The 13,341-nt window shown below is 63.9% G+C and carries 14 protein-coding genes; all 14 read left to right on the top strand.

Annotated features, from left to right (window positions below; all coding sequences use genetic code 11):
* Window positions 1-83 precede the first annotated feature (83 nt).
* A complete protein-coding gene (locus LC062_RS02635) occupies window positions 84-1,223 on the top strand; it encodes an isobutyryl-CoA dehydrogenase (protein WP_224909456.1) in 1,140 nt (379 codons plus the stop codon).
* 210 nt (window positions 1,224-1,433) lie between these two features.
* Window positions 1,434-2,492, top strand: a complete 1,059-nt coding sequence (locus tag LC062_RS02625) for an enoyl-CoA hydratase/isomerase family protein (protein ID WP_224909455.1) — start codon at window positions 1,434-1,436, stop codon at window positions 2,490-2,492.
* 45 nt (window positions 2,493-2,537) lie between these two features.
* Window positions 2,538-2,948, top strand: a complete 411-nt coding sequence (locus tag LC062_RS02620; RefSeq protein ID WP_224909454.1) for a DUF6163 family protein — start codon at window positions 2,538-2,540, stop codon at window positions 2,946-2,948.
* Window positions 2,949-3,018: 70 nt separating this feature from the next.
* Window positions 3,019-3,915 (top strand): 3-hydroxyisobutyrate dehydrogenase, encoded by an 897-nt coding sequence (gene mmsB / locus LC062_RS02615; RefSeq protein WP_224909453.1) that lies wholly within the window; start codon window positions 3,019-3,021, stop codon window positions 3,913-3,915.
* A gap of 524 nt (window positions 3,916-4,439) precedes the next feature.
* Window positions 4,440-4,952, top strand: a complete 513-nt coding sequence (gene ldtR / locus LC062_RS02610) for a transcriptional regulator LdtR (protein WP_224909452.1) — start codon at window positions 4,440-4,442, stop codon at window positions 4,950-4,952.
* Window positions 4,953-5,339: 387 nt separating this feature from the next.
* Window positions 5,340-6,626, top strand: a complete 1,287-nt coding sequence (locus tag LC062_RS02605; protein WP_224909786.1) for a L,D-transpeptidase family protein — start codon at window positions 5,340-5,342, stop codon at window positions 6,624-6,626.
* A 142-nt stretch (window positions 6,627-6,768) separates the two neighbouring features.
* The gene (locus LC062_RS02600) at window positions 6,769-6,972 is read left to right on the top strand and encodes a DUF6898 family protein (protein ID WP_224909451.1); all 204 of its coding nucleotides are present in this window, start codon (window positions 6,769-6,771) and stop codon (window positions 6,970-6,972) included.
* 180 nt (window positions 6,973-7,152) lie between these two features.
* On the top strand, window positions 7,153-8,469 hold the full coding sequence (gene glyA, locus LC062_RS02595) for a serine hydroxymethyltransferase (protein WP_224909450.1): 1,317 nt from the start codon (window positions 7,153-7,155) through the stop codon (window positions 8,467-8,469).
* A gap of 34 nt (window positions 8,470-8,503) precedes the next feature.
* A complete protein-coding gene (gene nrdR / locus LC062_RS02590; RefSeq protein ID WP_224909449.1) occupies window positions 8,504-8,980 on the top strand; it encodes a transcriptional regulator NrdR in 477 nt (158 codons plus the stop codon).
* Between the two features lie 15 nt (window positions 8,981-8,995).
* Window positions 8,996-10,114 (top strand): bifunctional diaminohydroxyphosphoribosylaminopyrimidine deaminase/5-amino-6-(5-phosphoribosylamino)uracil reductase RibD, encoded by a 1,119-nt coding sequence (gene ribD, locus LC062_RS02585; protein WP_404829665.1) that lies wholly within the window; start codon window positions 8,996-8,998, stop codon window positions 10,112-10,114.
* A 2-nt stretch (window positions 10,115-10,116) separates the two neighbouring features.
* Complete coding sequence (locus LC062_RS02580; protein ID WP_224909447.1) at window positions 10,117-10,734, top strand: riboflavin synthase; 618 nt, start codon at window positions 10,117-10,119, stop codon at window positions 10,732-10,734.
* Between the two features lie 191 nt (window positions 10,735-10,925).
* Window positions 10,926-11,372: a 6,7-dimethyl-8-ribityllumazine synthase gene (gene ribH / locus LC062_RS02575; protein WP_224909446.1), complete on the top strand. Its 447-nt coding sequence runs from the start codon at window positions 10,926-10,928 to the stop codon at window positions 11,370-11,372.
* A gap of 6 nt (window positions 11,373-11,378) precedes the next feature.
* Complete coding sequence (gene nusB / locus LC062_RS02570; protein WP_224909445.1) at window positions 11,379-11,888, top strand: transcription antitermination factor NusB; 510 nt, start codon at window positions 11,379-11,381, stop codon at window positions 11,886-11,888.
* A 184-nt stretch (window positions 11,889-12,072) separates the two neighbouring features.
* On the top strand, window positions 12,073-13,293 hold the full coding sequence (locus tag LC062_RS02565; RefSeq protein ID WP_224909444.1) for an MFS transporter: 1,221 nt from the start codon (window positions 12,073-12,075) through the stop codon (window positions 13,291-13,293).
* The last annotated feature ends 48 nt before the right edge of the window (window positions 13,294-13,341 follow it).

Below are 13,341 nucleotides of genomic sequence, written 5' to 3'. Positions count from 1 at the left end.
ATTTGCGGCTCTGGACCCTTGCGCTGCCCGGCCGTCTTGCCGCGCGGTGCGTAAGGTAACGTGCGGTAGGGGAGGCGCCGTTCATGGATTTTACCCTCGGTGAGGATCAGCGCGCGTTTCAGGACGTAGCGGCACAATTCGCCCGCGACGAAATGGAGCCACACGCCCGGGAATGGGACGAAACATCGACGTTTCCGGTCGAAACCATGCGCAAGGCCGCCGAACTGGGCTTTGGCGGCATCTATGTGGGGGATGATGTCGGCGGCTCCGGCCTTGGCCGTCTCGACGCGGCGGTGATCTTCGAGGAACTAGCCAAGGGCTGCACCTCGACCGCCGCCTATATCTCGATCCACAACATGGCGTCCTGGATGATCGACCGCTACGGCTCCGACGAGCAGCGCCGCCGCTTCCTGCCCGATCTTTGCGCCATGCAGCGCTTCGCCAGCTATTGCCTGACCGAGCCGGGGGCGGGTTCCGACGCGGCGAGCCTCAGGACCCGCGCGGTGCGCGATGGCGACCACTATGTGCTCAACGGCTCCAAGGCGTTCATTTCCGGCGGCGGTGTATCGGATGTCTATGTGACCATGGTGCGCACCGGCGAGGATGGCCCCCGGGGGATCTCCTGCGTTGTCGTGGAAAAGGGGACGCCGGGCCTGTCCTTCGGGGCGCAGGAGGTCAAGCTGGGCTGGAAAAGCCAGCCGACGGCGCAGGTCGATTTCACCGATTGCCGGGTGCCGGTGGCCAACCGCATCGGCGAAGAGGGCGAGGGGTTCCGCATCGCCATGGCCGGGCTCGACGGCGGTCGGCTCAATATCGGTGCCTGCTCGCTCGGGGCGGCGCAGACCTGCCTGGATCGCACCACCGCCTACATGCGCGAGCGGCGCCAGTTCGGCAAGGCGCTCGCCGAGTTCCAGGCCCTGCAGTTTCGTCTCGCCGATATGGCGACGGAGCTGGAGGCGGCCCGCCTCTTGCTGCACAAGGCGGCGATTCTGGTCGATGCCAAGGCACCGGATGCCACCCGCACGGCGGCGATGGCCAAGCGGCTGGCGACCGACACGGGCTTCAAGGTGGTCAACGAGGCGCTGCAACTGCACGGCGGCTACGGGTATCTGCGCGACTATCCGATCGAGCGCTACCTGCGGGACGTGCGGGTCCATCAGATCCTGGAAGGTACCAACGAGATCATGCGGTTGATCATCGCGCGGGACCTGTTGAAGGATTGAGAATGCGCCCCGGGTTCCATGCGCGTGCTTTGCGGCCGGTGTCGTCATTTCCGGACGTCCGGGTGATGCGGCGGCAACGCTTCTGCTCGCGCAGATGTTTCCGGCCATTCCGGCGAACGACGATGTGCTGTTCGCCGCGATGGTGCTATGGGGCTACGGCGTGATCCTGGCCGTGCTGATCCTGTTCGGCGACAAGTTAGTGAGGGCTCGATGAGCGAAGACGAAATTCTGTTCGAAACCCGTGGCCATGCCGGCGTCGTTACCCTCAATCGTCCGAAAGCCCTCAATGCCCTGAGCCATGGCATGGTGCGCGCGCTCGCCGCGCAGATGAATGCCTGGCGCGAGGACGATGCGGTTCGTCTTGTGGTGTTGCGGGCCGCTGGCGAGCGGGCCTTCTGTGCCGGTGGCGACATTCGCCGGATCTACGATCAGGGGCAGGCCGGGGATCCGCACAAGGTCGACTTCTTCGCCGACGAATACCGGATGAACGTGGCGATCAAGCGTTATCCCAAGCCCTGGGTGTCGCTGATCGACGGCATCGTCATGGGCGGCGGCGTCGGCATTTCGGTGCACGGCAGCCACCGGGTCGGCACCGAACGAACCGTCTTTGCCATGCCGGAGACCGGCATCGGCTTCTTCCCCGACGTCGGCGGCTCCTATTTCCTGCCGCGCCTGCGGGGGGAGACCGGAATGCTGGCGGCGCTGAGCGCAGGGCGGATGAAACAGGCCGATGCGCTGTGGACCGGCGTGCTGACCCATGCGGTCGCCTCCGCCGATCTCGATGGGCTGCTGGACGCGCTTGCCGAGAGCGGGTCTCCCGACGAGGTGCTGGCCGCGCGGGCCCGCACCGCTGCGGATCTTGCCGAGGGCGAGGCGCCGCTGGCGGAACGCGAGACGCGCATCGCTGACGTGTTCGGCCGCGACTCGGTCGCCGCGATCCTCAATGAGCTGGATCAGGTCACCGGCGCGGATGCGAATTGGGCGGCCGGGCTGGCGGACACCATCCGCTCCAAGTCTCCGACCAGCCTTGAGATCGCCTTCCGGCAGGTGCGGCGCGGTGCCGATCTGGACTTCGAAGATTGCATGCGGATGGAATACCGGATCGTCAGCCGGATCCTGGAAGGCAAGGACTTCTACGAGGGCGTGCGCGCGGTCCTGGTGGACAAGGACAACACCCCGCACTGGACGCCGGCCAATCTTGAAGATGTGCGCGAAGCGGATGTGGAAGCGCACTTTTCCGCACCCGCGGGCGGTGATCTGGATGTATGACGAGGACGGGCGGGGGCGAGGACTGGCAACAGGGATGATGTGCCGATGATCTCGCTGATCAAGGATTTCGTGCAGAGCCGGCCGGCCTGGTCGGTGGTGCTCGTCTGGTATCTCAGGGCCATGGCGGTGCTCCTCTTGGGCGGCGGGCTCATTCACTGGGCGCGGATCATCGGCATTGTGCCCTGGCGCGGCGCCTGGTTCTGGGACATGCCGGTGGAGTGGCAGGCGGCGACCGTGTTCTTCGCCGTCTTGGATCTGGTGGCGGCCATCGGCCTGTGGCTGACCGTGTCCTGGGGCGCGGTGATGTGGCTGTTCCGGGCGCTGACACAGGTGGTGATGCACTCCGCATTTTCCGATGTGTTCGGGCGCCGGCCTTATGAAATCGCGTTCTATCTGTTGACCATCGCACTCTATCTGATCCTGCTCTACCTCACGGAGCGGGAACAACGACGTTAGCGCGCCATTCCGGCGCGCGGATCTCGAATCTTGAGTGTTGTGAACTTTCGTTCAGCCAAGGAGAGAATACATGGCAACCATCGGCTTTATCGGACTGGGCAACATGGGTGGGCCGATGGCGGTCAACCTGGTGAAGGCCGGGCACAAGGTCTTCGGCCTTGATCTGTCGACCGAAGCCAAGGAGCGCCTCAGCGCGGCGGGCGGTGTTGCCGTCGACAGCGTCGCGGAGGCGGTGGCCTCTGCCGATGTGGTGGTGTCGATGCTGCCGGCGGGCGCGCATGTGCTCAAGGTGTATTGCGGCGACGACGGGGTGCTGGCGCATGTGCGTCCCGGTGCGCTGCTGATCGACAGCTCCACCATCGATGTGGACTCCGCCCGCAAGGTCGCTGCCGCCGCCGTCGAAGCGGGCATGCGGATGGTCGATGCGCCGGTCTCCGGCGGGGTCGCCGGTGCCGCCGGCGGAACGCTCACCTTTATGGTCGGCGGTCCGGACGACGCCTATGAAGCGGCGCTGCCCTATCTGGAAATCATGGGCAAGACCATCGTCCATGCCGGCGGTGCCGGCACCGGGCAGGCGGCGAAGATCTGTAACAACATGCTGCTTGGCATTTCCATGATCGGTGTCAGTGAAGCCTTCGTTCTAGCCGAGCGGCTCGGGCTCGATCACCAGAAGCTTTATGATATTTCCTCCACCGCCTCGGGTCAGTGCTGGTCGCTGACGAGCTATTGTCCCGTTCCAGGGCCGGTCGAGACCTCGCCGGCCAACCGCGACTACCAGCCGGGTTTCGCGGCGGCGATGATGCTGAAGGATCTGAAGCTCGCTCAGGAGGCGGCGCATTCCAGTGGTGCCTCGACGCCGCTCGGGGCCGAGGCCGCGGCGCTCTACAACATGTTCTGCAATGCGGGTGAGGCGGGAACCGACTTCTCCGGCATCATTCGCTTCCTGCGCGGCAAGCAGGAGGCCTGACGCGCTCGTTTTCCAGCAAACCCGTGCCGCGCCGATGGGCGCGGCACTTAGGGTCCAGACTCATAAATGCGCTGACATGGCATGGGAATGGCAAGAGACTGCAAGGAAGGGCGTGCGGAGCGGGCTTGTTGCCCGGTCAAACGCGCTGACGATGCAGGGCGAAGCCATTTCCATGTCCTGAAGGATTTGACCGGATTGCACCTGCTCATGCGTCGCGAAAGGCTTGAAAATGAGCCACATTTCCGGCGCTTCCGCTCCTTGACCAGGAGCAATCCGCCTCAAACCATTTCGAGCTCATTTATGAGTCTGGATCCTAGGGTTTCCAGTAAGTAAATCTTGGTTTTTTGGCTGTTTTGCTACCTAAATCCATGTTTAACAAAACGTCACGCATGTTGGTTTGGGGTAAAATTGGCAATTAACGTTCGGTTTAGCGTTCTTTTTAAGCGGATTTTAGAGACCGGCCGCCTAATGTCTGTTTCAAGGTGAGGATAACCCACCAAAAACAATACATGAGGCGCAGACAGATGATGACCGCAAAAAAGGTGGCTGAAACAACAGTTCAAGCCGAAGACACGAACCAGATCAAACCGCTTTACCTTGAAGCTCTGACTTTGGTCGAACGACTGCATCGCCGGTTGCTGGATGTGGTCAAGGACGAATTCGACAGGGAAGGCCGCTCGGATATCAATGCGGTGCAGGCACTGCTGCTGTTCAATATCGGCGATGCCGAACTGACTGCCGGCGAGCTGCGCACCCGGGGCTACTATCTGGGCTCCAACGTGTCCTACAACCTGAAGAAGCTGGTCGACATGGGCTTTATCCATCACCAGCGTTCGCGCACCGACCGCCGCTCGGTTCGTGTCAGCCTGACGGAACAGGGCAAGGAAGTCGCCAAGAAGATCAATGATCTGTATGAACGGCAGATGCTGTCGGTCGAGCAGGTCGGCGAGATCGGTCCGGATGATTTCGTGGTGCTGAACAAGTCGCTGCGTCGGCTTGAGCGGTTCTGGACCGACCAGATCCTGTATCGGCTGTAAAAGCCCGGCAAAGGTCACCGGTCGCGGTGTGCCGCCTCTCCGGCAAGGGAGCTTCCCGGATCCGGATTTCAAAAGGCCCGCCTTCCTCCAGGAGGGCGGGCCTTTGACGTTTGCCCCCGCCGGAGACTGCATCGGCTGTCGGGTCCGGTTGAAAAGTGCCGGTGGGGCAGACCATGAATGCGCCACAATGACATGAAAACCCATGTACCCGACATGTCCGGAGTGTGGCCGCAGGTTGCGCTGGCTTTGCCGGATGGCTCTCGTTGCCGTAGTATTCGCCGGGAGATGCAATTGGCCCTGTGCGTGTGAGTATTTGTTAACAGGGGCGGGGTACCCATGTCCTGACCGCAGGATGCAGGGTGAAAAGGGAGTATGCGCGTGGGATCGATGGCAGCCACCATCTTCGAGGTGGGATCGTTGGCGCGAAAGGCCGGTTTCGGACTGGCCGGGCTGGCTCTGATGGCGTTGCCCCAGGCGGCGACGGCACAGAACGCGGCGGTGCAGATGCTGATCGAGCAGCAGCAGCGGGCCGAGTGGAGCGATCAGTTCGACAACACCATGCGCAGCCTTCAGGCAATCGAATCCACCTCGCCGACCTTGTCTCCCGATACGGCGGCCTATGTGGAACAGGCGATCGCCCGCTATTCCTCGATCGTTGCGCAAGGCGGCTGGCCGCGGGTCAGCAGCGGACGGCGGGCCATGCGGCTCGGTGCCCGGGATGACAATGTGGTGCCCTTGCGCCGCCGCCTGATGGCCTCCGGCGACCTTGAGCAGACCGCCGGCTTTTCCAGCACCTTCGATTCCTATGTCGATGCCGGCGTGCGGCGTTTCCAGGCCCGCAACGGCCTGACCCCCGATGGGGTGGTGGGGAAGGGGACCCTCGATGCGCTCAACGTTCCGGCCGAGGTGCGTCTGTCCCAGCTTGAAACCAATCTGGTGCGCCTGCGTTCCATGTCCGGCTTCCTCGGCGACCGCTATGTGATGGTGAACATCCCGGCAGCCGAAATCGAGGCGGTGGAAAACGGCCGCGTCCGGTCTCGGCACACGGCCGTGGTCGGCAAGATCGACCGGCAGACGCCGATTCTCAACTCGAAGATCTACGAGCTCAATTTCAATCCCTACTGGACGGTTCCCGTCTCGATTATCCGCAAGGACCTGATCCCGAAGATGAACGAGGATCCCGGCTATCTGGAAAAGAACCGGATCCGGATCTTCGACTGGAAGGGGAACGAACTGACCTGGCAGCAGATCGACTGGAGCACCGACGAGGCGACCAAGTTCCAGTTCCGTCAGGAGCCGGGCGAGATCAATTCGCTTGGGTCGGTTCGCATCAACTTCCACAACAAGCATCAGGTCTATCTGCATGACACCCCGTCGAAGTCGCTGTTCGGCTCCGACTATCGGTTCCACTCCTCGGGCTGCGTGCGCGTGCAGAACGTGCGTGAACTGATTACCTGGCTGCTGGCCAGCACGACGCCGGATTGGGACCGTCAGCGGGTGGATACCACCATTCGCTCCGGCGAGCGCGAGGATGTGCGGCTGAAGACCCAGATCCCGCTGTATCTCGCCTATGTGACCGCTTGGGCGACCGCCGAGGGCGTGGTGCATTTCCGCGACGATATCTACAATCGTGACGGACTGATGATGAGCAGCACCGAGGCATCCTTGCAGTGACGGGGACGCTTTGTCGCGCGGAAGCAAATCGCCGTCGCAATAGGCGCCATGCCGACGGTGTCGGTTCGTCATGTTGTGAGGGATGGCAAGTGGTTTTCCTCGCCGGCTTCGAATGCGGCGCAGTGACGCGGAGGCCTGAGGCATGAGCGGGACCACGTCCATGCCAGGGGAGGTGTATTTCGAGTTCGTTCCGCTTGGTCGACAGGTCAAGGTGACCGCCATCGACGCGGCCAGCGGGCTGGAAGTCGTGGTGATGGGGCCGGTTCAGGCGGCGCAGGCGGATCTTCAGCAATTGGCGCTGCGCAAGCTGATGCGGCAACTTGAGGTGAGGACAACCCGCCGCTGACCCCGGAAAATGCCCGGAACTGGGCCTTGGTTCCGTTTGGCGGCTGTGCTATTTGCATCGCCCTTGATGGTGGTGGGGAAGATTGGCTGTCCCCGCTGGAGCGCTCGCCGGCATGTTGCAAGGCGCGCATTCTTTTCGTGAGTGAAAACTCTCCTGGTGAGACTTGGAAGGGGACCGACGATGTCGATGACCGAAACTGCACTCGACGCGCCGATTTATCCGGATTTCTTCACGTGCGCCCTGGCCGACGCGGACCCCGAGCTCTATTCCGCGATGAGCAAGGAACTCGGTCGCCAGAAGCATGAGATCGAGCTGATCGCTTCGGAAAACATCGTCTCGCGCGCCGTGCTGGAAGCACAAGGCTCGGTGCTCACCAACAAATACGCCGAAGGCTACCCGGGCCGCCGCTACTACGGCGGTTGCCAGTTCGTCGATATCGCCGAGGAACTGGCGATCGACCGAGCCAAGCAGATGTTTGGCTGCGATTTCGCCAATGTGCAGCCGAACTCCGGCAGCCAGGCGAACCAGGCGGTGTTCCTTGCCCTGTTGAAGCCGGGCGACACCATTCTCGGGCTGAGCCTCGACGCTGGCGGTCACCTGACCCATGGTGCGCGTCCGAACATGTCCGGCAAGTGGTTCAACGCGGTTCCCTACGGTCTCGACAACAGTACCGGCATGATCGACTACGACCGGCTGGAAGAGCTGGCGAAGGAACACAAGCCGGCGATGATCATTGCCGGCGGCTCCGCCTACTCGCGTGAGTTCGACTTCGTCCGCTTCCGTGAGATCGCCGATGCGGTCGGCGCCTATCTGATGGTGGATATGGCGCATTTTGCCGGCCTCGTCGCCGGTGGTGCGCATCCCAGCCCGTTCCCTTACGCGGATGTGGCGACCTCGACGACCCACAAGACCCTGCGCGGTCCCCGTGGCGGTCTCGTGGTGACCAACCGTGAGGACATTGCCAAGAAGATCAATTCGGCAGTGTTCCCGGGCCTTCAGGGCGGTCCGCTGATGCATGTGATCGCGGCAAAGGCGGTGGCCTTCGGCGAGGCGCTGCGCCCGGATTTTCGCATCTATGCCCGCAACGTGGTGGAAAACGCCAAGGTGCTGGCCGAGACCCTGCGCGAGGGCGGTCTGGATATCGTCTCCGGCGGCACGGACAACCATCTGATGCTGGTCGACCTGCGACCGAAGGACCTCACCGGCAAGGCCGCCGAGGCATCGCTCGGCCGCGCCAACATCACCTGCAACAAGAACGGTGTCCCGGACGATCCGCAGAAGCCGACGATCACCTCCGGCATTCGCCTAGGCACGCCGGCCGGCACCACCCGCGGCTTCGGCCCGGCGGAGTTCCGCGAGATCGGCCTCCTGATCACCGAGGTTCTGGACGGCCTGAAGAGCGCCAACAGCGAAGATGGCAATGCCCGCACCGAAGAGACCGTACGCGGCAAGGTGCTCGCTCTGACCGAGCGTTTCCCGATCTATCCCGGCCTTTGAGCCGGGAGCGATCCAATCCGGAGCCACGTGACGCATGAAATGCCCGTATTGCGGCTGCGATGATACGCAGGTGAAGGATTCCCGTCCCACCGAGGACAACACGGCGATCCGCCGCCGCCGGATCTGTTCGGCCTGCGGCGGTCGTTTCACCACCTTTGAACGGATCCAGCTGCGCGAGTTGACGGTCATCAAGCGTAGCGGGCGCCGTGTGCCCTTCGACCGGGAAAAGCTGGCGCGGTCCGTGCGGATCGCGACCCGCAAGCGGCCGGTCGAACCGGAGCAGCAGGAGCGCATGGTCAGTGGGATCGTGCGCCAGCTGGAAAGCTCCGGCGAAAGCGACGTCAAGGCCAGCGACATCGGCCATCTGGTGATGGAGGGCCTGAAGGTCCTGGATGATGTTGCCTATGTGCGCTTTGCCTCCGTCTACAAGAACTTCCGGGAGGCAAAGGACTTCGAGGCTCTTCTCGATGAGATGAGCGGTCCGGAGGGGCCGGGGCTTGAGGACCGCTGACAAGCGGACGACTGCGTGAGCGATATCAACCGATTGAACGATGAACGGTACATGGCTGCGACCGTTGCCTATGCCCGGCGCACCCAGGGACTGGTCTGGCCGAACCCGTCCGTTGGCGCCCTGATCGTAAAGGGGGGCGTGATTCAGGGACGCGGTGTGACCCAGCGCCCCGGTGGCCCCCATGCAGAGGTGATGGCCCTGCGCCAGGCGGGCGAGGCGGCCCGGGGCGCGAGCTGCTATGTCACACTGGAGCCCTGTTCCCATCATGGCCGCACCGGACCTTGCGCCGTCGCGCTTGCGGAAGCGGGGGTGAAGCGGGTGATCATCGGCCTGCGCGACCCCAATCCACGCGTTGCCGGGCGCGGGGAGGCGATCCTGCGTGAACGCGGCGTCGAGGTGGTGTCCGGGGTGGCCGCCGATCTGTGCCACGCTCATCACATTGGCCATGTACGACGCCTTCTGGACGGGCGTCCCCAGGTGATCCTGAAGCTCGCGGTGTCGCAAGATGGCTTCATCGGCCGGCGCGGCGCGGGTCAGGTGGCGATCACCGGCGAGGGAATTGCCCGGCGTGTGCATATCCTGCGCGCCGAGTGCGATGGCATCATGGTGGGCATCGGTACGGCGCTCTGCGATGATCCGTTGCTGAACTGCCGTCTGCCCGGTCTGGGGGAGCGTTCGCCGGTCCGGGTCATTCTCGACACCGCCGCCCGGCTGCCGCTCGACAGCAAGCTGGTGCGCGGCGCCGCCGATATTCCCGTCTGGGTTCTGGTCGGCAATGGCGCCGACTACGCCCGTACCGATGCCCTGCGTGATGCCGGCTGCACGGTGGTTCGGCTGGCAACCCTGGCCACTGGGCGGATCGATCCCTTGGTGGCGCTGCGCGCGCTCGGCCAGCGTGGGCTCACCCGTCTGCTGGTGGAGGGCGGCGCCTCCGTCGCCCGCGCCTTCGTTGACCGGGGTGTCGCCGATGAGGTGATTATTTCACGCGGCAATGTCGTCATCGGGGAGGGGGGGATCCGGCCCTTCGTCGATCGCGGCATCGAGTTTTTCGAGCGAATGCCGGACTACCGGCTTGTTGCCCGCCAGTGCCACGAGGGCGAGCAGCTTCAGCATTATCGACGCGAGAGGGGCTGACCATGTTCACCGGGATTGTCACAGACATCGGGCGTATCGCCGCTATTTCGGAGATCCCGGCCGGGCTACGCACCCGTATCCTCACGGTCTATGACCCGGATGGCATTGCCCTTGGCGCCTCGATCGCCTGCAACGGCGTGTGTCATACGGTGACCGCCAAGGGGCGGGACGCGGGCGAGAACTGGTTCGAGATTGAATCGGCGGCGGAAACCCTGAAGCTGACCACGGTTCCGAAGTGGAAGGTGGGGGACCGGCTCAATCTGGAGCGCTCCCTGGCCATCGGCGACGAACTGGGCGGCCACATCGTGCAGGGGCATGTGGATGGCACCGCCGAAATCATCGAGCGGACCGATCATCCCGAATCCGCTTTCTTCCGCTTCAAGGTGCCGGGTGAGTGCGCGCCCTTCATCGCGAAGAAGGGCGGCGTGGCGCTGGATGGCACCTCCCTGACGGTAAACGATGTCGACGGTGATACCTTCTCCGTCTTTCTCATCCCCCACACCCTGACGGTGACCACCTGGGGGGAGCGCAAGTGCGGCGATCTGGTCAACCTCGAAGTCGACATGATGGCGCGGTACGCGGCCCGTCTTGCCCAGTATGCCGGGGGCGCGGATCTCTAGCGCATGACTGCCCTGAACACAGGGGGCTGGACAAAGCCATGAAGGCATGGTTCCTACCGGCACCCCGTGGCCGGGGCGGATGATGCCTGCCGCTGGCATGGTCTGCGCCTGGACCCCGACACCGGCCTCGATTCCCGCGCCCTTGCCACCCCTGTGGAAGCGGCGCCTGCCCGAAGAAGTGGATTTGCGACATGACGGCTCCCACCATCCTGATCATCGACGCCCGGTTCTACGATGATATCGCCGATGCCCTGCTGGCCGGCGCGACCGAGGTGCTGGATGCCGCCGGCGCGAAGGTGACCCGGATCTCCGTGCCCGGAGTTCTCGAAATTCCGGCGGCCCTGGCCATGGCGCTGGCCGCCATGGAAAACGGCGGCACCGAATATGACGGGTTCGTGTTGCTTGGCTGCGTGATTCGCGGCGAAACCTCGCACTACGATATCGTGGCCAACGAATCCGCGCGGGCGGTGATGGAGCTGGTGGTGGATGCGGCCCTGCCGCTCGGCAATGGCATCCTGACCGTCGAGAATCGCGCCCAGGCCTGGGCGCGCGCCGACGTGGCCCAGAAGAACAAGGGCGGTGTGGCCGCGCGGGCGGCTCTCGACATGATCGCAATCCGGGATCAGCTCGGAGTCTGAAGAACAATGTCCGACAAGTCTACTTCACACACACCTGGCGAAACGCGTCCGGCCAACAAGCGTGGTGCCGCGCGCCTGTCGGCCGTGCAGGCGCTCTACCAGATGGACGTGGGCGGTGCGACGCTGACCGACGTTCTGGCCGAGTTCGAAGCCTTTCGTCTCGGTGGGGAGCTGGATGGCGAGCAGTACCGCGAGGCGGATGCCACCTGGTTCCGCGATCTGGTCAAGGGCGTGGTCGCCGAACAGCGCCTTCTCGATCCGCTGATTCACAAGGCGTTGGTCGCCGACTGGCCCTTGAAGCGGATCGACACCACCTTGCGGGCGATCCTGCGATCGGCCGCGTTTGAGCTGCTGCGCCGCAAGGACGTGCCGGCGCGGGTGGTGATCACCGAATATATCGATGTGGCCAAGGCCTTTTACGAGGGGGATGAAACCCGCCTCGTCAACGGTGTACTCGACCGGATCGCCCGGGAGCACCGGGCTGGAGAGTTCGGCGGTTCCGCGCCCACGACCTGAGCCTTCGCGATTGCCGAGCGCTTTCACAAAGGCATTGCCGCGGGTGACCTGCGGCAGTGCCCTGGTTGCCTTCCGTTTCCGATGAACTTTCCCGTCTGATCGTGAGGGGCGCGTGCGGGCTGCAGATTGCCCGTCGCCGCGTGTCGGCCTATGGTCCACCGCTCACAACCATCGGACGTTTCCCATGACCGCGATTCCCGCTGACGATTTCATTGACGACCGCCTCGCGCGGCGCAACGCGATCCTGCTCGCCTGCGCGCAGGCGCTTGGCGGGGCCTCAGCCTCGATCGTGATCGCAACCGCCTCGCTGGTTGGCGCGGGGTTGCTGGGAGCGGACAAATCCCTGGCGACGCTGCCGGTCTCGTTCTTCGTGCTGGGCACCGCCTTCGGAACCTTGCCGGCCGGGGCCATTATGCACCGGTTTGGCCGGCGCGCGGGGTTCGTGGGCGCGTCGCTGCTTGGTGTCGGGTCCGGAGTGACCTCCGCCTATGCGATCTTTGCGAGCAACTTCGCCTTGTTCTGTCTGGCGGTGGCTGCCAGCGGGGTTGTCGGTGCCTTCGTGCAGCAATACAGGTTCGCCGCAGCCGATACCGCCAGCGATGGCTACAAGCCGAAGGCGATTTCCTTCGTTCTGGCAGGCGGTATGCTGGCTGGCATCGTCGGACCACAGACGGTGATCTGGACCGCGGATCTGTTCTCGCCGGTCATGTTCGCCGGCACCTATGTGGGGCAGGCCGTACTGTCGCTGATCTCGCTGGCGTTTCTCCCGTTCCTGCAGATCCCGAGGCCGAAGCACACAGGCGAGGCGCGCGGCGAGCGCCGCCCGCTGTTGCAGATCCTCGCGCAGCAACGGTTCATTGTCGCGGCGGCCTGTGCCGTGACGTCCTACGCGCTGATGAACCTCGTGATGACCGCCACACCGCTGGCCATGATCGGGTGCGGCCACAGCCGCACCGATGCGGCCCTGGCGATCCAGTGGCATGTGCTGGCCATGTTCGCGCCGAGCTTCTTCACCGGGCACCTGATCGCCCGTTTCGGCCGCGAGCGGATCGTCGCCGTCGGCCTCGCTTTGCTCGCTGGCTGTGCTGTCGTCGCCATTTCGGGTGTCGAGGTTGCGCACTTCTGGGTTGCGCTGGTACTGCTCGGGTTGGGCTGGAACTTCGGCTTCATCGGCGCGACCGCCATGCTGACCGGAGTCTATCGTCCGGCGGAACGTAACCAGGTGCAGGCGGTCAACGACTTTATCGTGTTCGGCTTTGTTGCCGCAGCGTCATTTTCCTCCGGGGCACTGCTGGATGCGTTCGGATGGGCGACCGTCAACTGGCTGGTATTCCCCTTCACGCTGCTCAGCCTGGTGTTGCTTGGCTGGCTCGTGATCAGCGAGCGTCAGCGCGAATTGACGTAAAACAAAGGCGTTTTTCCCTCCCGTGAGGTTCAAAGTCTTTCTTGACGA

Origin of the sequence: Stappia indica, assembly GCF_020177335.1 — a bacterium.
GTDB classification, from domain to species: domain Bacteria; phylum Pseudomonadota; class Alphaproteobacteria; order Rhizobiales; family Stappiaceae; genus Stappia; species Stappia indica_B.
This window is presented reverse-complemented; position numbering and strand designations above follow the sequence as displayed.